The organism is Sphingosinicella sp. (assembly GCF_013911755.1).
In the GTDB taxonomy this organism is placed as follows: domain Bacteria; phylum Pseudomonadota; class Alphaproteobacteria; order Sphingomonadales; family Sphingomonadaceae; genus Sphingosinicella.
Genome location: NZ_JACESP010000021.1, coordinates 55,742 through 74,552, shown reverse-complemented (window position 1 = coordinate 74,552; position 18,811 = coordinate 55,742). Strand labels below are relative to the sequence as shown.

The 18,811-nt window shown below is 67.2% G+C and carries 20 protein-coding genes; 18 read left to right on the top strand and 2 right to left on the bottom strand.

Annotated elements, in window-relative coordinates; all coding sequences use genetic code 11:
• Positions 1–129 precede the first annotated feature (129 nt).
• From H2052_RS14150 to H2052_RS14085, 14 genes are all read left to right on the top strand, one after another.
• Positions 130–909 (top strand): A24 family peptidase, encoded by a 780-nt coding sequence (locus H2052_RS14150; protein WP_293782841.1) that lies wholly within the window; start codon positions 130–132, stop codon positions 907–909.
• A gap of 103 nt (positions 910–1,012) precedes the next feature.
• Positions 1,013–1,801, top strand: coding sequence for a type II secretion system protein N (locus H2052_RS14145; protein WP_293782838.1), 789 nt, complete (start codon positions 1,013–1,015; stop codon positions 1,799–1,801).
• Entirely contained in the window at positions 1,798–3,858 is a 2,061-nt protein-coding gene (gspD, locus tag H2052_RS14140; RefSeq protein ID WP_293782835.1) for a type II secretion system secretin GspD, read from the top strand. Before H2052_RS14145 ends, gspD begins: the two co-directional genes overlap by 4 nt.
• A gap of 5 nt (positions 3,859–3,863) precedes the next feature.
• On the top strand, positions 3,864–5,384 hold the full coding sequence (gspE, locus tag H2052_RS14135) for a type II secretion system ATPase GspE (protein WP_293782832.1): 1,521 nt from the start codon (positions 3,864–3,866) through the stop codon (positions 5,382–5,384).
• On the top strand, positions 5,371–6,600 hold the full coding sequence (gene gspF, locus H2052_RS14130; protein WP_293782830.1) for a type II secretion system inner membrane protein GspF: 1,230 nt from the start codon (positions 5,371–5,373) through the stop codon (positions 6,598–6,600). Before gspE ends, gspF begins: the two co-directional genes overlap by 14 nt.
• An 8-nt stretch (positions 6,601–6,608) precedes the next feature.
• Positions 6,609–7,052: a type II secretion system major pseudopilin GspG gene (gspG, locus tag H2052_RS14125; protein ID WP_366484546.1), complete on the top strand. Its 444-nt coding sequence runs from the start codon at positions 6,609–6,611 to the stop codon at positions 7,050–7,052.
• The gene (locus H2052_RS14120; protein ID WP_293782825.1) at positions 7,024–7,494 is read left to right on the top strand and encodes a GspH/FimT family pseudopilin; all 471 of its coding nucleotides are present in this window, start codon (positions 7,024–7,026) and stop codon (positions 7,492–7,494) included. The genes gspG and H2052_RS14120 overlap by 29 nt, the downstream gene beginning before the upstream one ends.
• On the top strand, positions 7,481–7,846 hold the full coding sequence (gene gspI / locus H2052_RS14115; protein ID WP_293782823.1) for a type II secretion system minor pseudopilin GspI: 366 nt from the start codon (positions 7,481–7,483) through the stop codon (positions 7,844–7,846). Before H2052_RS14120 ends, gspI begins: the two co-directional genes overlap by 14 nt.
• Complete coding sequence (gene gspJ, locus H2052_RS14110; protein ID WP_293782820.1) at positions 7,843–8,451, top strand: type II secretion system minor pseudopilin GspJ; 609 nt, start codon at positions 7,843–7,845, stop codon at positions 8,449–8,451. Before gspI ends, gspJ begins: the two co-directional genes overlap by 4 nt.
• A gap of 8 nt (positions 8,452–8,459) precedes the next feature.
• The gene (gene gspK, locus H2052_RS14105; protein ID WP_293782817.1) at positions 8,460–9,443 is read left to right on the top strand and encodes a type II secretion system minor pseudopilin GspK; all 984 of its coding nucleotides are present in this window, start codon (positions 8,460–8,462) and stop codon (positions 9,441–9,443) included.
• Positions 9,440–10,531, top strand: a complete 1,092-nt coding sequence (gene gspL, locus H2052_RS14100; protein ID WP_293782814.1) for a type II secretion system protein GspL — start codon at positions 9,440–9,442, stop codon at positions 10,529–10,531. The genes gspK and gspL overlap by 4 nt, the downstream gene beginning before the upstream one ends.
• On the top strand, positions 10,531–11,004 hold the full coding sequence (gene gspM / locus H2052_RS14095) for a type II secretion system protein GspM (RefSeq protein WP_293782812.1): 474 nt from the start codon (positions 10,531–10,533) through the stop codon (positions 11,002–11,004). Before gspL ends, gspM begins: the two co-directional genes overlap by 1 nt.
• On the top strand, positions 11,001–11,708 hold the full coding sequence (gene gspN, locus H2052_RS14090; RefSeq protein ID WP_293782810.1) for a type II secretion system protein N: 708 nt from the start codon (positions 11,001–11,003) through the stop codon (positions 11,706–11,708). Before gspM ends, gspN begins: the two co-directional genes overlap by 4 nt.
• Entirely contained in the window at positions 11,705–12,169 is a 465-nt protein-coding gene (locus tag H2052_RS14085; protein WP_293782807.1) for a hypothetical protein, read from the top strand. Before gspN ends, H2052_RS14085 begins: the two co-directional genes overlap by 4 nt.
• Here H2052_RS14085 and H2052_RS14080 read toward each other — a convergent pair.
• Positions 12,166–12,528, bottom strand: coding sequence for a hypothetical protein (locus H2052_RS14080; RefSeq protein WP_293782805.1), 363 nt, complete (start codon positions 12,526–12,528; stop codon positions 12,166–12,168). The genes H2052_RS14085 and H2052_RS14080 overlap by 4 nt on opposite strands.
• 205 nt (positions 12,529–12,733) lie before the next feature.
• On the opposite strand from H2052_RS14080, the gene cysD reads away from it, so the two are divergent.
• The 3 genes from cysD (at position 12,734) to H2052_RS14065 (ending at position 16,059) form a co-directional block, all read left to right on the top strand.
• Complete coding sequence (gene cysD / locus H2052_RS14075) at positions 12,734–13,630, top strand: sulfate adenylyltransferase subunit CysD (protein ID WP_293782803.1); 897 nt, start codon at positions 12,734–12,736, stop codon at positions 13,628–13,630.
• The gene (gene cysN, locus H2052_RS14070; RefSeq protein WP_293782801.1) at positions 13,630–15,534 is read left to right on the top strand and encodes a sulfate adenylyltransferase subunit CysN; all 1,905 of its coding nucleotides are present in this window, start codon (positions 13,630–13,632) and stop codon (positions 15,532–15,534) included. The genes cysD and cysN overlap by 1 nt, the downstream gene beginning before the upstream one ends.
• Positions 15,535–15,627: 93 nt before the next feature.
• Entirely contained in the window at positions 15,628–16,059 is a 432-nt protein-coding gene (locus tag H2052_RS14065; RefSeq protein ID WP_293782799.1) for a thioesterase family protein, read from the top strand.
• Here the strand turns inward: H2052_RS14065 and H2052_RS14060 are convergent.
• Entirely contained in the window at positions 16,018–17,400 is a 1,383-nt protein-coding gene (locus H2052_RS14060; protein ID WP_293782797.1) for an MATE family efflux transporter, read from the bottom strand. The genes H2052_RS14065 and H2052_RS14060 overlap by 42 nt on opposite strands.
• 113 nt (positions 17,401–17,513) lie before the next feature.
• Here H2052_RS14060 and H2052_RS14055 point away from each other — a divergent pair, with 113 nt between their 5' ends.
• Positions 17,514–18,740 (top strand): serine hydrolase domain-containing protein, encoded by a 1,227-nt coding sequence (locus tag H2052_RS14055; RefSeq protein WP_366484543.1) that lies wholly within the window; start codon positions 17,514–17,516, stop codon positions 18,738–18,740.
• Positions 18,741–18,811 lie beyond the last annotated feature (71 nt).

Sequence of the window (18,811 nt, the reverse complement as noted above, 5' to 3'; positions counted from 1 at the left end):
CCCGCCGCGAAAAGCAGCGCAAGCCGGATCGTCCCGGGGTTGAGCCTGTTGCCGATTGTGATAGCCACGGGAAAACCGGTTAGGCCGGGTGCATGACAGATTTGCGACAAGGGAAGGGGCGGCGCCGTCTTGACCGTCAGCGGAAACGCCGGATGGCTTCTGGCCTGCGGATTTGTTGCCGGTGCCATCATCGGCAGCTTCCTCGCGCTCGTCGCCGCGCGCCTGCCGGTGGGGCGTCCGGTGGTGGGCGGGCGTTCGCATTGCGATGCGTGCGGGCGCACGCTCGGGCCGCTCGAGCTTGTGCCGCTGTTTTCCGTCCTGGCGCTACGCGGCCGCTGCCGGGAGTGCGGCGCAGCAATTCCGGCGTTTACGTGGATCATGGAGCTGCTTGCCGGCCTCGTCGGGCTGCTCGCCGTGCTGCTGGCGCGGGCGCCGGCCGATCTGGTGTGGGCGGTGTTCGGCTGGCTGCTGCTGCTGCTCGCGGCGCTCGACCTTCGGCACTACTGGCTGCCGCAGCGGCTCACGGCGCTCCTCGCACTGTCGGGCATCGCGGCACTGTTCATCACGCGCGGCGACGTTGCGGCCTCGCTGATCGGCGGCGCGGCCGGTTTCCTGGGGCTTGAGGCCGTGCGCCTTGGTTATCGGGCCTTACGCGGGCGCGAGGGGATGGGCGGCGGCGATCCCTTGCTGCTCGGCGGTATCGGGATCTGGATGGGCTGGCAGGCGCTGCCGTTCGTGGTGATCGTCGCCTCGCTCGTCGGATTCGCGCTCATTGCGCTGTGGAAGCTGCGCGGCGCGGAGGTGGGCGCGGCAACGCGGGTTCCGCTCGGCGCCTGTCTTGCAATTGCGGCGATCAGTGTCTGGGCGGCGGCGGCACGCGCTCCCATCGTTCCGCTTGCGTTGCTATAGGCTTGCATGAATGTCCCGATATGACACGCGATGACGCTCGCCGTCATCAAACTGACATGCTAACTCCCTAGCGGGGCGATTTCGTGAAGGCGGGCCGGACGGAATGGGGTTCACTGACAGGCAATGGCTGCAGCGTGTGAACGCACGCAGCCTCGTGGCGGCAGCGCAGGTTCTGCTGGCACTGGTGCTTGCCTTCGCCGCAGCGCGGCTGGTGTGGGCTTTGCTCGTGCCGATCGGGCCGGTGGGTGCGCCGCCCCCGCCGCCGCTCGCCGCTCGGTCCGATGCCGGTGTGCTTGGCCGATTCGATCCGTTTTTCCAGATGCTTGACGGCGGCGGACCGACCGTCGTCTCCGATCTCGCCATCGATCTCTACGGCACGCGCGTCGATAATGTCAGCGGACGGGGATCGGCGATCATCGGCGTAGACGGCACGCAGCGCAGCTTCCTCGTCGGCGAGGAGATCATGCCCGGCGTCACGCTGCACAGCGTTGCGTTCGATAGCGTCACGGTCAGCCGGGGCGGGGCGCTTGAGCAGCTCTTCCTCGATCAGTCCGTGCCTGCGCGGCCGGTGTCTCCGGCAGCGCCGCCTGCCGCTGACACGCCCGCCGTGCAAATTCCGCTTGAACGCGTGGGGCGCGAAATCACCGGTGAACTGGTGCGCAGCGGCGGCGAAGTGCAGGGGCTTGCGCTGAAACCCATCGGAAGTGGCGGATTGTTTAACGAAATTGGCTTAAAGGCTGGCGATGTGTTGCTTTCCGCGAACGGTGTCCGAATCGATTCCGAGACGTCGCCGGGAAGCATCGCGAACCTCATCGGCGACAGCGATGTCGCGGTGCTGGAAATCAGGCGCGGGGCCGAGGTGCAGACTGTGACGTTCGGGATCGTTCAGTGAAGGTAGGTCGCTTCCTGCTTGGCGCGGCGTTTGCGCTTGCGTTTGCGCTGCCTGCGCCGGCGCAGCAGGTCATCAACCTGCGCGATGCCGATATCCGCGCCTATATCGAAGATGTCGCCCGCACCACGGGGCGCACGTTCATCATCGACCCCGCCGTGCAGGGCAAGGTGTCGGTCGTCGCCGACCGGCCACTGTCGCGCACGCAGTATTTCGAGGTGTTTCTCTCCACACTGCGCGCGAACGGTTTCATCGCGATTCCGACGGACGGCGGCGCTTTCCGCATTGCGCCCGCCGCGAATGCCGCGCAGCAGCCGACACGGGGAGGCAGCAGCAGCTTCGTCACGCAGGTCATCGATCTGAAGTCGATCGACACGCAGTCCGCGATCGAGGCGCTGCGCCCGCTCGTGAGCGCGCAAGGCCAGATCACCGCGAGCAAGAGCGGCAGTTCGGTCGTGATCGCCGACTATGCGGACAATCTCGCGCGCGTGCGGTCGGTGCTGAAGGAGATCGACCGCGACCGCACGTCGATGCGCCTCATCACGCTCGACAATGCAGGCGCGCGCGAAATCGCCTCGGCGATCGAATCGGTGTCGCGCGCGGCGGGGTCGGACGGCGCGGGCGCGGTGTCCGTGATCGCGGTCGACAGTTCGAACAGCGTCATCCTGCGCGGCGATCCCGATGCGGTGGGACGCATGGCGGCGATCGTTTCCGATCTCGACAAGCGCGCCTCGGCGGGCTCCGACGTGCAGGTCGTGTTCCTGCAGAACGCCGATGCGGGTGCGCTGCTTCCGGTGCTCCAGCAGATCGCCGGGCAGCAGGTGCAGGTCACGGTGGTGAACAGCGCGCCGCAGTCGGGCGAGAACGGGCAGATGTCGAACGCGGCGCCCAGCGTTTCCACGACGCCCGCCGGCAGCGCGCCGCCGGGTCCGGGCCGCGCCGTCATCGCCCGCTACGAGGGCGCGAATGCGCTCGTCATCTCCGCGCCGCCCGACGTGCAGCGTTCGCTCAGCGAAGTGATTCGCAAGCTCGATGTGCGGCAGGAGCAGGTGCTCGTCGAAGCGATCATCGTCGAGATTTCCGACAATGCGGCGAAGCAACTCGGCGTCCAGTTCCTGCTCGCGGGCACCGGCGGCAGCAGTGTTCCGTTCGCTGTCACAAATTATTCAAACAGCGCGCCCAATCTGCTGGCAATTGCAGGGGCCATCGGTGCGCGCGAACTTGACAGAACACAGACCACGACCAGCGACGGCGTCACCACGACGGGCCGCACGTCGTCTTCGGCCGGCGACGCGCTCGAAAAGGCGGCGGTCAACTCGCTGCTCGGCGTCACCGGATCGCTGTTCGGCTTCGGCGGCGAGATCGGCAACGATGCGCTGTTTGGCGCGGTGATCAACGCCGTGAAATCCGATACCGCCTCCAACGTGCTGTCGACACCGTCGATCATGACGCTCGACAATCAGGAAGCGCGCATCCTCGTCGGCCAGGAAGTGCCGATGACGACGGGCGAGGCGCTGTCGCCCAACTTCGACAATGCCTTCCGCACCGTGCAGCGGCAGGATGTCGGCGTCCAGCTCGAGGTGAAGCCGCAGATCAATGCGGGCGGCGCCATCAAACTGTTCCTGCGCCAGGAGGTCTCTTCGATCGCCGGGCCGGTCGCAACGGGCTCCGCCGACCTCATCATCAACAAGCGCGAGATCGAGACGACCGTCACTGTCGACGACGGCGACATCATCGCGCTCGGCGGCCTCATCGACGAGAACGAGCGCCGCACGATCGAAAAGGTGCCGCTGCTCGGCGATATCCCCGTGCTCGGCGAGATCTTCACGAGCCGGTCGCGCAGCCGCACGAAGACCAACCTGATGGTCTTCATCCGTCCCACGATCGTGCGCAACCGGCAGGATGCGCAGGCCATCAGCGCGCGCCGTTATGCGTACACGCGCGAGATGCAGCAGGAGCGCTATCCCAAGCAGGAACCTTCGCTCGATGCGCTGGTGCGCGATTACATGGGCGCTGCCCCGCCGGTTGCCCCGCAGCCTGCGCCGCCGCCCTCGGAGTAAGCATCATGACGGCCGGCGACGTTGCACCGCTGCCTTCCGAACCCCCGATCCAGATTCCCTATGCCTTTGCGAAGCGCTTTGGCGTCATCGTGCTTGACGATGAGGGCGCGGAGATCGGCGTCGGCCTACGCGAAGGCGACGATCCGCGCGCGCTTACCGAAGTGCGCCGCATCCTCGGCCGCCCCATCGTCGTGCGCTTCGTGCCGCGCCGCGAGTTCGAACGGCTGCTGCAGGAAGGCTACGCGACCGACGCTCTCAGCGCCGAACAGGTTTCGGACCGGCTCGGCGAGGTCGGCGATCTCGGCGCGCTTGCGGAAGACATTCCCGCCGCCGAAGACCTGCTCGACACGCAGGACGATGCCCCCGTCATCCGCCTCATCAACGGTGTCATCGCCGAAGCGGTGCGGCAGGGCGCGTCCGACATCCACGTCGAACCGTATGAGAGCACGCTGATCGTTCGCCTGCGTGTCGATGGCGTGCTGCGCGAGGCGCTGCGCCTGCCGGCAAAAGTGGCGCCCCTCGTTGTCAGCCGCATCAAGGTGATGGCGCGCCTCGACATCGCCGAACGCCGCCTGCCGCAGGACGGACGCATCGGGCTTTCGCTCGGCGGCCGTGCGCTCGATGTACGCGTTTCGACCTTGCCCTCGCGCCATGGCGAGCGGGTCGTGCTGCGTATCCTCGACAAGGAACAGGCTGAACTCGGCCTCGAAGACCTGGGGATGCCCGCCGATCTGCTCCGCATCGTTTCCGGGGCGCTCAAGGAACCGCACGGCATCATCCTCGTCACCGGCCCCACCGGATCGGGCAAGACGACGACGCTCTATTCGGGCCTCAGGCTGCTGAACGACGGCACGCGCAACATCCTCACCGTCGAAGACCCGATCGAATACGCGATCGACGGCGTCGGGCAAACGCAGGTGAACACCAAGGTCGGCATGACCTTCGCGGGCGGCCTCCGCGCGATCCTCCGGCAAGACCCGGACGTCGTGATGGTCGGCGAAATCCGCGATTCCGAAACGGCGGACATCGCCGTGCAGGCCTCGCTGACCGGGCACCTCGTGCTCTCCACGGTCCACACCAACGATGCCGTCGGCGCGATCACGCGCCTGAAAGACCTCGGCGTCGAAACCTTCCTGCTCGCCTCGTCGCTCCGCCTCGTCGTCGCGCAGCGGCTCGTGCGGCGGCTGTGCAGCGTCTGTTCGCAGCCGGTGCAGGCGAGCGCCGCCGATGCCGCGCCACTCGGCCTCGATGCGGGTGTCGTCATCCGCCACGCGGTCGGCTGTCCCTCGTGCGCCCACACCGGCTTTCGCGGCCGCATCGGTGTCTACGAGGCGGTGCGGATCGACGAGGATATCCGCCAGCTCATCCTCTCGGGCGCCGACGAAGCCGTGATCGCGCGGCAGGCGTTCGTCCGCGCGCCGAACATCGCGGCGGCGGTGCGGCGTCTCGTCGTCGACGGCAAGACCACGGTTGAAGAGGCGGTGCGGATCATGCGCCGGGATTCGGCGGTCGATGCCGACCTTTGAGTATCTCGCGCTCGACACCGCGGGCCGCGAGCGCACGGGTACGCTGACCGCCACCAGCGACGCCGACGCGCGCGCGCTTCTCGAACGCCGTAAGCTGTTTCCCGTCCGTCTCGGCGCCGCCGCAGCCGACGCGCGCGCGGCTGCGGCGCCCGCGCCGAGCGCCGGTTTCGGTCGCCGCAACAAGCTCTCGACCAAGGCGCTCACGCTGTTCACGCGCCAGCTCGCGACGCTCATTTCGGTGTCGCCGCTCGAAGAGTCGCTCCGCTCGATCGCCATGCAGGCGGAGCAGAAAAAGGTCGCCGATATCGTCTGGCGCGTGCACGGCGGTGTCGTCGAAGGCCGCCGCCTCGCCGATGCGATGGCGCTCGAATCCGCGAGTTTTCCGCCGATCTACCGCGCGATGGTCTCGGCGGGCGAGGGCTCCGGCGGCATGACCGAAATCCTCGAACGCCTCGCGGACCTCCACGAACGCCAGGCCGAGGTGCGCGGCAAGATTCTCACCGCGCTCGCCTATCCGGCAATGCTGGCGCTCGTCGCGCTCCTCATCGTCATCGGCATGATGACCTACGTGATCCCGAAGGTCGTCGAGCAGTTCAACGACATGGGGCAGGAGCTGCCGCTGCTCACGCGCATCGTCATCGGCATTTCCGAATTCATGACCGGCTACGGCCTTATCGTGCTGGCGCTCCTCGGCATCGGCGTGGTCGTCTTCGGACGGATGATGCAGCGCGAGGATTTCCACCTGAAGGTGGATCGGCACCTGCTCGGCATTCCCCTGATCGGCCGCCTGCTTCGCGATCTTCACGCCGCGCGGCTGGCGCGCACGCTCTCCACGATGGTCGACAACGGTATGCCGCTGCTTGATGGCCTCGCCGTCACCTCGCGCACCATCCGCAACCGCGTGCTGCGCGGCGCGACCGAAGACATGGTGGAATCGATCCGCGAAGGCGGCAGCTTGTCGGGCTCGATGCGCCGCACCGGCATCTTCCCGCCGCTTCTCGTTCACATGACCGCGTCGGGCGAATCGAGCGGTAAGCTCGCGCAGATGCTCGGCCGTGCCGCCGACTACATGGAGCGCGAGTTCGACGCCTTCACCAAAAGCGCGCTCAGCCTGCTCGAACCGCTCATCATCGTCATCATGGGCGGCGTGATCGCGACAATCGTGCTATCCATCCTGCTGCCGATCCTGCAGCTCGACACAATCGCCATTCAGTGAGGTTCCCCGTGCAGACGCCCGAAAAGAAAAAGAGACGCGAAGACGGATTCACGCTCGTCGAGCTGATGGTCGTGCTCGCCATCATCGGACTCCTCACCACGTTCGTCGTGATCAACGTGCTGCCGAGCCAGGACCGCGCGATGGTGGAGAAGGCGCGCGCCGACATCGCGCTCATCGGCCAGGCGATGGAAATGTACCGCATCGACAACATGACCTACCCGCGCACCGAGGACGGTCTGCAGGCGCTTGTCGCGCCCCCGGCCACACTGGCCCGTCCGGATCGTTACCGCAGCGGCGGCTACCTTCAGCGGCTTCCGGCAGACCCGTGGGGCAATCCGTACCAGTACGCGTTCCCCGGCACCCACGGGCGCTTCGACATCTTTTCGTTCGGCGCGGACGGCAAGCCGGGCGGGGAAGGGGACGATGCCGATCTCGGCAACTGGCAGAATTAGCACGGAGCGCGGCTTCACCCTCGTCGAGATGATGGTGGTGCTGGCGATCGTCGGCCTGATGACGGCGGTCGTGGCGGTGAACCTGCCGTCTTCGGAATCGACGCTGGCGCGGGAGAGCGAGCGGCTTGCCGCGCGCCTTCTCGCGGCGCGCGATCACGCCATTCTGGCGAACCGCGAGACCTCCGCGATCCTCGATGCGCGCGGCTACCGCTTCGTCGAGCGGCAGGGCAAGACGTGGAAGCCGCTTGCCGACGAACCGCTCACCGAGGCGGCGTGGCGCGGCGGCACAACGCCTGCGCTGCCCGAAAACGGCGAGCTTCGCGTGAGTTTCGACAGCGTCGGCATGAGCGAGGCGCAGGTTCTGACGCTGATGAACGACGATCGGCGCACGGTCGTTCGCGTGCTCGGATCGGGCGAGGTGAGGGTCGATGCGGGGGCGTGAGGACGGCTTCACGCTGATCGAGGTCATGGTCGCGATGGCTGTGCTCGGCCTCGCCGTGCTCGCGCTCATCCGCCTCGGCGCCGCCAACGCGCTGACGGCTGGCCGGGTCGAGGATGTGCTCCTCGCCGATATCGTCGCCGAGAACGCCGTCGTCGATGCGCTCACGCAGCCCGATCCGCCTGCGCTCGGGGAAACCAGCGGCACGGTGGTGAACGCCGGGGTGAACTGGACCGTGACGCGGCAGGTCGCGCGCACCGAGAACCCGCGCCTCATCCGTATTTCGGTCGGCGTGCGCGGGCCCGGCGGCGCGGCGGGCGATCTTACCGCCTTCCGGGGCATTGCCGCGTCGTGAGGAACGGCTTCACCCTTGTCGAGACGCTGGTCGCGCTCTTCGTCTTCTCGCTGCTCGCGGCGGCGGCGGTCGTCGTGCTCGGCAACTCCGCCGACGCGCAGCTTCGTCTGTCGGACGTGTCCGCATCGGTTCAGGATTTCCAGCGCCTGCGCGCCGCGCTGCGCGCCGATCTCGCGCAGGCCGCCGAGCGTATGCCGCGCGGAGAGGCGGGGGAGGTGCGCCCGGCGTTTGAAGGCGCCGACGGCAGCGGTCGCCTGTTCGCGTTCGTGCGGCGCGGCTGGGAAAACCCCGGCGGTGCCCCGCGCGCATCGCTGCAATATGTCGAATACCGACTGGAAAACGACGCCATCGTGCGCCGCGCCCGGCCGATGGTGGATGGCGCGGCGTTCGGCGAACCTGCGGTGCTGGCGAAGGGCGTGAGCGCTGTTGATGTCGCCTACCGCGCCGCGCCGGACCCGACGCCGGGCGCTGTCGCAACCGCTGACTGGCGCGCGGCGTGGGATCCGCTGCAACCGACCATCCTGCCTCTTGCCGTTCGCATCGACGCGACCACGGCGCGTTTCGGCGTCGTGCGCCAGCTTTTCCTCACGCAGGTGCCGCTGTGAAGCGGGCTTTGAAGTTTCCGCCGCGCGCGCAAGGCATGGCGCTGCTCACCGTGCTGATGCTGGTGGCGGTGATGGGCGCGCTCACCGCGACCGCGCTCGAAACCATCAACCGCTCGGTGCGCATGGCGGGCAACAGCCGCGTCGCCATGCAGGCGCGCTACACCGTGCTCGGCGCGGAAGTGATGGCGCTCGAACGCATCGCGGCGCTGGTCGGCATGGCGGGCGAGCAGCTGCCGGCCGGTTGGAGCGGCCGCGAATTCACGTTCCCGACGCCGGACAAGACCGGAACCATCCGCGCCCGCGTCTCCGATGGCGGCAACTGCTTCAACCTCAACAGCGTCGCGGACGGTGGCTCGCCCACGACACTGCGCGCGCGCCCGCGCGGCATCGCGCAGTTCACGGCGCTGATGACGACGCTCGGCATTTCCGAAGCCCAGGCGCGCCGCGCCGCGTTCACGCTCGCGGACTGGATCGACGCGGACTCGTCGCCATTGCCGCTCGGCGGGGAGGACGAGGCCTACACGCGCCTGTCGCCCGCGTACCGCACGGGAAATACGATGCTTGCCGAAGTCAGCGAACTGCGCGCAGTTGCGGGGATCACGCCGGAAATCTATGAAGTCGTGAGACCTTGGGTATGCGCCTTGCCGACAACTGAACTTTCACCGATCAACGTCAACACGCTCGAAGCTGCGCAGGCGCCGCTTCTGACGATGATCCTGCCTGGCCGCCTCACGCCCGATGCGGCCCGTCAGGTGATGGCGGGCCGTCCTGCGGGCGGCTGGACCGACGTTCTCGATTTCTGGGAGCATCCCGTGCTGGTCCCCCTGTCGCCATCGAGCGAGGAGCTTGAACAGGTGAAGCTAACCTCGCGCTGGTTCGCGCTCGAGATCGATATGGACATCGCGGGCACCGCGCTCACCGAAACCGCGCTGCTCGATGTCTCGCGTGATCGCACGCGCGTTGTCGAGCGCCGCTGGACGGTCGAAGAATGAGCCGGCACCTCTATGTTCTGCTCCCCGCGTCGGGGACGGCCCTGCGCTGGCGCACGCAGGGCGAAGACGGGCGCACGCTCGCCTCCGGGCTGCTCGTCGATGATGCCGAGGCGCAGATCGACGAGGATACGCGCGTCACCGCGATCGTCCCGGGCAGCGCCGTGTCGCTGCATTGGGTCGAACTCCCGGCGGCGTCCGCCGCGCAGGCCGCGGCTGCCGCGCGCCACCTCGCCGCCGATTTCGTCGCCGCGCCGATCGCCGATCAGCATGTCGCGGCGGCGGAAGGCGTGGATGCCGCTGGCCGGCGCCTCATCGGGATCGTCGACAGGGACGTGATGGCGGGCTGGCTTGCCGCGCTCGCGCACCACGGCCTTGACCCTGACGAGGTCGTGCCCGCGCCGCTGATGCTGCCTGTGATCGAGGACGCCGTCTCCACGCTCCGCTCGGGCGACATGCTGCTCGTGCGCGCGTCCGATCTCGCGCTCGAAACCGAGCCCGCGCTCGCCGAAATGCTGATCGGCGGGCGCTCGCCGCGGCCGATCCTGCGCGATATCCTCGATCTTCCCGCCTATCCCGAAGCGCCGCTCAACCTCCGGCAGGGCGAATTCCGCAAGGCTTCCGCGCGGGCGTTCGGCCGTGCCGATATCCGGCGCATGGCCCTGCTCGCGGCGGGCATCGTCGCGGCGTGGCTCGGTGCCGATCTCGCGCTCGCGCTTCGGCATCACTTCGCGGCGAACGCGCTGGAGGCGGAAATGCAAACGCTGGCGGCGAAGGCGCTGCCGGGCGTGGCGATCACCGATCCGGCCCTGCAGCTTCAGCAGCGCTATGCCGCATCGGCTTCGAGCGGCGGTTTCACCGGCATGGCGGCGTCGCTGTTCGGCGCGCTGCAGGCAAGTGGTACGATCCGGCTCGAATCGCTGCGCTACGAGCCCACGGGCGCGATGCGCGCGACGTTGATCGCCCCGATGGGCGCCACCGTCGAACCCGTGAAGCAGCGCATGGCGGCCGACGGGCTGAACCTCGTCGAGGGCGCCTCGCGCGGCGGCGACAATGGCCAGCGCATCGATATCGAGGTGACGCGCCTGTGATGCAAACAGCGTTAACATGGTGGAACGGCCGCGACGCGCGCGAGCAGCGGCTGCTCGGCATCCTCGGCGTTATCGTGCTCGTGATGCTGTTCTGGCTCGTGATCCTGCGGCCGCTTGCCGCCTTCCGGGAGAGCGCTGCCGAACGTCACGACCGGATCGCCGCGCAGATGCCCTCGGTCCGCGCCGCCGCCGCCGGGATCGCTGCGGAGGGCGGCGCTTCCGCCGGCAAGGACGGCCGCGCGGCGCGCGACATCGTCGCCGCCTCGGCGAGCGCGGCGGGACTTGAATTCACCTCTACCCAGCCCGAAGACGGCGGCGTGCGCGTGGGCATCGCGGCAGTGAAGCCGAGCTTCCTGTTCGGCTGGATCGCGGGGCTCGAGAAGGAAGGCGTCGTCGCGGACCGCGTGCTCGTGCAGCGCAACGACGATTCCACCGTCTCCGCCGAGATCGGCTTCTCGGACGGCCCGGCATGACGGTGCTTCCGGTCCGCACGCTCGCCGCGGTGTTCGCTGCGGCGCTGGTTCTGTTCCTGCTGATCCTGTTCCCGCTGGCGTTCGCGCTGTCGCTGTCGCCGCTTCCTGCGCAGGGCTTCCATGCGCGCAGCGTCTCGGGGTCGATCTGGTCGGGCCACGCAGCCGGAGCAGGGTTCGGCAGCGCCGCGCTCGGGGATCTGCGCCTGTCGCTCTCGCCGCTCGCGCTTCTCACTGGCGAGGCGCGTTTCCGTTTCGCACCGGAAGCGGAAGGAGCCGCACCCGTCGGCGCGCTCGTGGCCGCGCGCGGCGCCTTCGCCGCTGATGGCGTCACTGCCGCCATACCCATGCCGCCGCTCGTGCCGGGCGTAGCCGCGACGCTTTCACTTCAGGATTTCAGCGTTGCCTTCGCGGACAAGGCCTGCCGCACAGCATCGGGCGCTGTCTCCGCCGATGTACGCATGGAAACGTCCAGCATGTCGCTTGCCGGCACTGCGACCTGCGCCGATGGGCGCCTGCTGCTGCCGCTCACCGGGCGCACCCCGGCGGGCGACGCCAGCCTGTTCGTCCACGTCGCGGGCGATGCCGCCTACACCTACGAGATCAAGGTCGCGGGCGCGCCCGATACCGATGCGGGTCTCCTCGCCGCGGGTTTCGTGGGCGAAGGCGGCAATCTCGTGCTGCGCGGCGCGGGCCGCCTGCAATGAAGCGCGCCGCGATTCTGCTTGGCGCGCTTGCCGCTGCGTCCTGCGGCGGGGCCGGCGGCCCGGCGCCGCGTCCGCTGGCGACCAATGTTTCCGCCGAACGCCCGCTTGCCGAGCTCCCGCAGCAGGAGCTTCAGCAGGGCCAGTGCGGCATGGCGCTCTGGCAGCGCACCGAGCCTGCACGCCGTATCGCCTTCATTCTGGATGAACCGCCGAGCGTGCGCATCATCGATGGCGGTGAGGTTATCGCGCTCGCGCGAACTGCGGCCGAAGGCGACGCCATCGCCCGCCACGCGCCCGTGCAGCGTTTCGCGGGGGCAGGGCACAGCCTTACCATCGATGTCCGTATCGAGCAGCGCGAAGGCCTGCTGGCAGGCGCAATCATTCCCGAAGGCACGCTGACCTGGCAGTCAGCGCGCGGTTCGGTCGTGCTCCCGGTCTTCGGGCTGATCGGCTGCCGTTAGTTGCGGGCGGCGGTTGCCGTCGTCTGCAGCGCCGATTTTGCGACCGTATGGGCCGAAACGACGCTGCCGTCCGAAAGCACGAGCTGCATGTCGTCTTCTTCCAGCACCTTCGCATAAAGATCGCGCGCGGCGAGATCGCGCTCGGTCACGCGGTAGATTTGCGCAAGGTTGAGGAGGCGGGCGGGATCGTCCGCGTCCGTGCGCGCCAGCTGGGATTCCGCCTTCTGCCAGTTGCCCTGCATCATCGCCGCATAGCCGAGCGAGCCCGGCGCATAGCCGATTTCGGCCTGCTGGGTGGGCGACGTGGTGCAGCCCGCAAGGAGAGCGGCGGCGGCAATGGTAGCAAACGCAAGTTTCATGGCGATACTCCCTCGGTACTGGTCCTCGACTCAGGAACCCGTCTTTTTTTGCACATTACAGTTTTATGACAGTCCCGTAAATGAATTATTACAGTTTTGTGACATTGTGTGACCGGGGGTGAAAACGCGTCGGAAAAGGCAGCTAGGCCGCGCACAAGACATTGTGTTTTGTTCGGCGAGTCCGGTTCGCGCATAGAGCGGTGCCATGAAGCCTTTGACCCACCTCGATCGCCTTGAATCCGAAAGCCTGCACATCTTCCGCGAAGTCGTCGCGGAGTGTGAGAAGCCGGTGATGCTCTATTCCATCGGCAAGGATTCCGCCGTGATGCTGCATCTGGCGAAGAAGGCCTTCTATCCGGCCCCGCCGCCGTTCCCGCTGCTCCATGTCGACACGACGTGGAAGTTCCGCGCCATGTACGACCTGCGCGAGAAGTCGGCGGCGGATGCGGGCATGGAGCTTCTGGTGTGGCACAATCCGGAGGCGAAGGAGCGCGGCATCAATCCGTTCGATCACGGATCGCTGCACACCGACATGTGGAAGACCGAAGGCCTGAAGCAGGCGCTCGATCACTATGGCTTCGACGCGGCCTTCGGCGGTGCGCGCCGCGACGAGGAGGCGAGCCGCGCCAAGGAGCGGATCATGAGCTTCCGCACCGCCACGCACCGCTGGGACCCGAAGAACCAGCGCCCCGAACTCTGGAACCTGTTCAACGTCCGCAAGAACAAGGGCGAGAGCATCCGCGTGTTCCCGATCTCGAACTGGACCGAGCTCGACATCTGGCAATATATCCACCGCGAGAACATCCCCATCGTGCCGCTGTATTTCTCGGCGCCGCGCCCCACGGTGAAGCGGGGCGGGCTGCTGCTGATGGTCGACGACGACCGCTTCCCGCTCGATGGCGAGACGCCGGAGATGCGCTCGATCCGCTTCCGCACGCTCGGCTGCTATCCGCTGACGGGCGCGGTGGAGAGCACGGCGGCGACGCTGCCGGAGATCATCCAGGAAATGCTGCTGACCACGACGTCGGAGCGGCAGGGCAGGGCCATCGATCACGATCAGGCCGCGTCGATGGAAAAGAAGAAGCAGGAGGGGTATTTCTGATGGCCCTCGAAGTCTACGGCTCCTCGGATCTCATCGAGCGCGATATCGAGGCCTATCTGGAGCAGCACGAGAACAAGTCGCTGCTGCGCTTCATCACCTGCGGCAGCGTGGACGACGGCAAGTCGACGCTGATCGGCCGGCTTCTCTACGATTCCAAGATGATCTTCGAAGACCAGCTCGCCAAGCTGACGGCGGACTCGAAGACCGTCGGCACGCAGGGCGGCGCGCTCGATTTCGCGCTGCTGGTGGACGGCCTCGCCGCCGAACGCGAGCAGGGCATCACCATCGACGTCGCCTACCGCTTTTTCGCGACCGACAAGCGCAAGTTCATCGTCGCCGACACGCCGGGCCACGAGCAATACACGCGCAACATGGTGACGGGCGCGTCCACGGCCGACCTCGCCGTCATCCTCATCGATGCGCGCAAGGGCGTGCTGACGCAGACGCGGCGGCATTCCTATCTCGCGCACCTGCTCGGCATCCGCCACCTCGTGCTCGCCATCAACAAGATGGACCTCGTCGGCTACGACCGCGCCGTCTTCGACCGGATCGTGCTCGAATACCGGTCGTTCGCGACCGAGATCGGCGTCACGCGCTTCAAGGCGATCCCGATTTCGGGTCTCGGCGGCGACAATATCGGCAGCCGCAGCGAGAACACGCCGTGGTACGATGGCCCGAGCCTCGTCGAGCATCTCGAAACGGTCGAGGTGGATGCCAGCGCGCGCCAGGCCGGTCCCTTGCGGATGCCCGTGCAGTGGGTCAATCGTCCCGATCTCGATTTTCGCGGTTTCGCAGGGCTCATCGCGGCGGGCAGCATGAAGCCGGGCGATGCCGTGCGCGTCGTGCCCTCGGGCAAGACCTCCAGCGTGGCGCGCATCGTCACGGCAGGCGGCGACCTCGATGAAGCCGTCGCGGGCCAGTCGGTCACGCTGACGCTTGCCGACGAGATCGACTGCTCGCGCGGCGACGTGATCGTCGCGGCGGAGTCGCCGCTTGAAGTCGCCGACCAGTTCGAAGCGACGGTCGTGTGGATGTCGGACGTGAAGATGCTGCCCGGCCGGCCGTACTGGCTGAAGCTCGGCACCACCACCGTTTCGGCGACGATCACCGAGCCGAAGTACGAGGTGAACGTCAACACGCTCGAAAAGCTCGCGGCAAAGACGCTCGATCTGAACGCCATCGGTGTCGTCAACATCGCGCTCGGCAAGCCGATCCCGTTCGCGCCTTATGCCGAAAGCCGCGAACTCGGCGGCTTCATCCTCATCGACCGCATGACCAACGCCACCGTCGGCGCGGGCCTCATCCACTTCGCGCTCAGGCGCTCGCAGAACATCCACTGGCAGACCGCGGACATCACGCGCGAGGCGCACGCGGGGCAGAAGGCGCAGCAGCCGAAGCTGCTCTGGTTCACCGGCCTATCGGGTGCAGGCAAGTCGACGATCGCGAACCTTGTCGAGAAAAAGCTGTTCGCGCTCGGCAAGCACACCTTCCTGCTCGACGGCGACAACGTCCGCCACGGCCTCAACAAGGACCTCGGCTTCACCGATGCCGACCGCGTGGAGAACATCCGCCGCGTCGGCGAGGTTGCGAAGCTGATGACGGACGCGGGCCTCATCGTGCTCACCGCCTTCATCTCGCCGTTCCGCGCGGAACGGCAGATGGTCCGCGCGATGCTGCCCGAAGGCGATTTCGTCGAGGTGTTCGTCGATACCCCGCTCGCCGAGGCTGAGAAGCGCGACGTGAAGGGTCTCTACAAGAAGGCCCGCGCCGGACAACTGAGCAACTTCACCGGCATCGACAGCCCCTATGAAGTGCCGGAAAACGCGGAAATTCGTATCGACACGACGCAGATGTCGCCGGAAGAGGCGGCGGATGCCATCGTCGAGCGGCTCTTGGAAGCCTGACGTCCGGTTTCACCCTCACGGAATGAAGGGCGGACCCGGCGGGTTCAACCTGCCATGTCTTGTCGAAACTCACGGTCGAGGAATGACGTACGCATGAGGGATGATCCGCGCCGTCGGGATTTGGCCGCCTATCCGTTTCGGATCGACATGGTGCCGCGCTTCGGCGACATGGACCTCAACCGGCATCTCAACAATGTGGCCGTCGCACGCTTCTATGAAGAGGGGCGCGTCCGTTTTCATTTTGATCTGCACCACCGGCCGGGGCTCGATCGCTTCCGGGGTTTCATCGCGCACCTTGCGATCGATTATCTCGCCGAAGGGCACTGGCCCGATCCAGCCGAGATCGGCGTTGGCGTCGTGCATATCGGCGGCTCGTCCTACCGCCTCGGCCTTGCCATGTTCCAGCGCGGCGCCTGCATCGGGCTTTGCGATTCGGTGCTCGTCCACCGCGACGAACACGGCAGTGCGCCACTGCCGCCGCGCCTACGCGAGGCTCTGGAGAGCCTCCGCCTGGGGGGCGAATGACCGGCGCGAGAGCCACCAGAATCGCGTGAGCAGGAAGCCCGACGCGAACAGGCTGGCGATCACCACCGACCAGACAAGGCCGATCAGCCCCATGCCGAGCGGCAGCCCCAGCACATAGCCGAGCGGCAGCATCACGCCCGCGTAGCTGATCGTGTGGGTGAGCGTCGGCAGCCAGACGTCGTCGCGGGCGCGCAGCGCGTTCGCCGCGACGACCTGCAACCCGTCAGCAACGAAGAACAGCGACGACAGCGCCATCGCGGGAACCGCCAGCACGACGAGCGCCGGATCGGTCGTGTAGGCGCTGACGATCGTCTCCGGCAGCAGCGCCACGATCGCGGCGATCACGACGAGCGCCGATCCGGTCGCCGCGAGGCCCAGCATTCCCGATCGGCGGACAGCGACGGGCGAGCGTTCGCCGAAGCCGCGCCCCACAAGAACGGCGGTGGCTGACGCGAAGCCAAGCGGCACCATGAAGACGATCGCGGAAACGTTGAACACCACCGCCCACGCGGCCGCCTCCAGCCCGCCGAGCAGGCCTGCGATGGCGTTCATGCCTGCAAATGCAGTGGTTTCGACAAACAGCGAGGCTGCCGACGCGCCGCCGATCCAGATCAGCGGTTTCCACCCCGGCGCGCCGGGCGATGCGGCGAACAGGCCGTATTTGCGGCGGGCGTCGGACCAGAGCACGAGATAGGCGACAAGCCCCACGACGAGCGCGGTGCGCGCGATAAAGGTCGCCGTCGCCGAGCCGACAGCGCCTTCGACCGGAAAGGGCGACGTGCCCGGCACCAGCCAGAGATTTGCCGCGAGATTGACGATGTTCGCGCCCCACATCAGCGCCGCGGCGGGGCCGGGCCGCCCGAGCGCTTCCAGCCAGAAGATGAGCGCGATCGAGAGCAGATAGGTGGGCGTCGAAAGCGCGAAGGTGCGCGCGACCGCAGCTGCCCCATCGGCAAGCGCGGGTTCGAGGCCGATGGCGTGCATCACGGGCGTAGCGCCGAACCACAATGCCGTGCCGAACACCACACCCACCGCAGCGGCAAAGAGCAGCCCGCGCCGCAACACCGCGCCCGCATCCTCCGGGCGGCCCTCGCCCACGCGCTGCGCGGTCAGCACCTGCACGCCCGTCAGCAGCCCGACGCCCGTTGTCAGCGCGATCATCGTCGGCGCCCAGCCGAGTGCGTGGTAGCCGAGTTCGATCGAACTGTGGTGCCCCACGACGATCGCGTCCGTCAGCCCCATCACCATGATGCCCAGGCGCGACAGAATCACCGGCGAGGCTAGCGCCAGCAGTTCGGAGAGGCTTCCGCGCGCGGCGGTATGTATCTTCAGCATGTCCATCGAACCGGTTTCAAAACAGCCGGTCCGAATACGCGAAACCGATGACATTGGCGAGTGCATCCGTGTACGATGCCGTCGTACAAGGCGAGGGTGTGTTGAAGGAGGCCCTGTTGGTGCTGAAAGTCGGTCAGGGACACGGCATGTCGCCCGCGCGCCTCGCGCGAATCGACGATTTCCTGGAGCAGACGTACGTCGCTCAGGGCAAGATGGCGGGCACGCTCACGCTGGTCGCGCGCCGTGGCGAGATTGCCCATCTCGGCGTGCGCGGCCTTGCCGATCGGGAGCGCGGCACACCGCTCGCCGAAGACACGATCTTCCGCATCTATTCGATGACGAAGCCGATCACGTCGGTCGCGTTCATGATGCTGGTGGAGGAGGGGCGCGTCGCGCTCGACGATCCCGTCCACCTCTACATCCCCGAATGGAAGGATCTCGGCGTCTTCGCGGGCGGCATCGACAAGCCGGGTTTCCAGACGACGATGCCCGCCCGGCCGATGCTTGTCATCGATCTGCTGCGCCACACGTCGGGCCTTACCTATGGCTTCCAGAACCGCACCAATGTGGACGCGGCCTACCGCGCGCGCGGCATCGGCGAGATCGAGAAGGGCACAATCACGCTTGCCGAGATGATCGCGGGGCTTGCCCAGCTCCCGCTCGAATTCTCGCCCGGCGAAAAGTGGAACTATTCGGTGTCGACCGACGTGCTCGGCTACCTGATCGAGCGCATCACCGGGCAGGCCTTCGAGGACTTTCTGCGCGAACGCCTGCTGACCCCGCTCGGCATGATCGACACGGATTTTCAGGTTCGCGCGGGCGAGGAACACCGCCTCGCCGCCTGTTACGCGCTCACCTCGAGCGGACGCACGATCCTGCAAGACGATCCGCAGCTTTCCGGCTTCCGGGAGCCCCCCGCGTTCGTCTCCGGCGGCGGCGGCCTCGTCGGCACGGCGCATGATTATCTAAAGTTCGCGCAGATGCTCCTGAACGGCGGCGAGGCGGACGGCCGCCGCTACATCAGCCGCAAGACGCTAGACCTGATGACCGCGAACCACCTGCCGGGTGGCGTCGATTTGCCCGCGCTGTCGGTGTCGCTGTTCTCGGAAGCGAACTACAACGGCATCGGCTTCGGCCTCGGCTTCGCAACGACGATGGACCCGGCGAAGACGATGATCCCGGGCTCGGCGGGCGACTATTTCTGGGGCGGCGCGGCATCGACTGCGTTCTGGATCGACCCGGTCGAAGACCTCATCTGCATCTTCATGACACAGCTCATCCCCTCATCGTCCTACCCCGTCCGCCGCGAACTGAAGACGATGGTCTACGCTGCCATTGAGGATTGATGGAGGGTGTGCGTCCCTCGACTTCGCTCGGGATGATGATCGTAGAGTAAAAGGTCTTTCATCCCGAGCGA

Coding starts and splice junctions, on each gene's coding strand:
- H2052_RS14145 (WP_293782838.1), top strand. CDS start 1,013: ATGGGGTTCACTGACAGGCAATGGCTGCAGCGTGTGAACGCACGCAGC.
- H2052_RS14085 (WP_293782807.1), top strand. CDS start 11,705: ATGAAGCGCGCCGCGATTCTGCTTGGCGCGCTTGCCGCTGCGTCCTGC.
- gspI (WP_293782823.1), top strand. CDS start 7,481: ATGCGGGGGCGTGAGGACGGCTTCACGCTGATCGAGGTCATGGTCGCG.
- gspF (WP_293782830.1), top strand. CDS start 5,371: ATGCCGACCTTTGAGTATCTCGCGCTCGACACCGCGGGCCGCGAGCGC.
- H2052_RS14060 (WP_293782797.1), bottom strand. CDS start 17,400: ATGGACATGCTGAAGATACATACCGCCGCGCGCGGAAGCCTCTCCGAA.
- gspN (WP_293782810.1), top strand. CDS start 11,001: ATGACGGTGCTTCCGGTCCGCACGCTCGCCGCGGTGTTCGCTGCGGCG.
- gspE (WP_293782832.1), top strand. CDS start 3,864: ATGACGGCCGGCGACGTTGCACCGCTGCCTTCCGAACCCCCGATCCAG.
- cysN (WP_293782801.1), top strand. CDS start 13,630: ATGGCCCTCGAAGTCTACGGCTCCTCGGATCTCATCGAGCGCGATATC.
- H2052_RS14065 (WP_293782799.1), top strand. CDS start 15,628: ATGAGGGATGATCCGCGCCGTCGGGATTTGGCCGCCTATCCGTTTCGG.
- H2052_RS14080 (WP_293782805.1), bottom strand. CDS start 12,528: ATGAAACTTGCGTTTGCTACCATTGCCGCCGCCGCTCTCCTTGCGGGC.
- H2052_RS14120 (WP_293782825.1), top strand. CDS start 7,024: ATGCCGATCTCGGCAACTGGCAGAATTAGCACGGAGCGCGGCTTCACC.
- gspL (WP_293782814.1), top strand. CDS start 9,440: ATGAGCCGGCACCTCTATGTTCTGCTCCCCGCGTCGGGGACGGCCCTG.
- gspM (WP_293782812.1), top strand. CDS start 10,531: ATGCAAACAGCGTTAACATGGTGGAACGGCCGCGACGCGCGCGAGCAG.
- cysD (WP_293782803.1), top strand. CDS start 12,734: ATGAAGCCTTTGACCCACCTCGATCGCCTTGAATCCGAAAGCCTGCAC.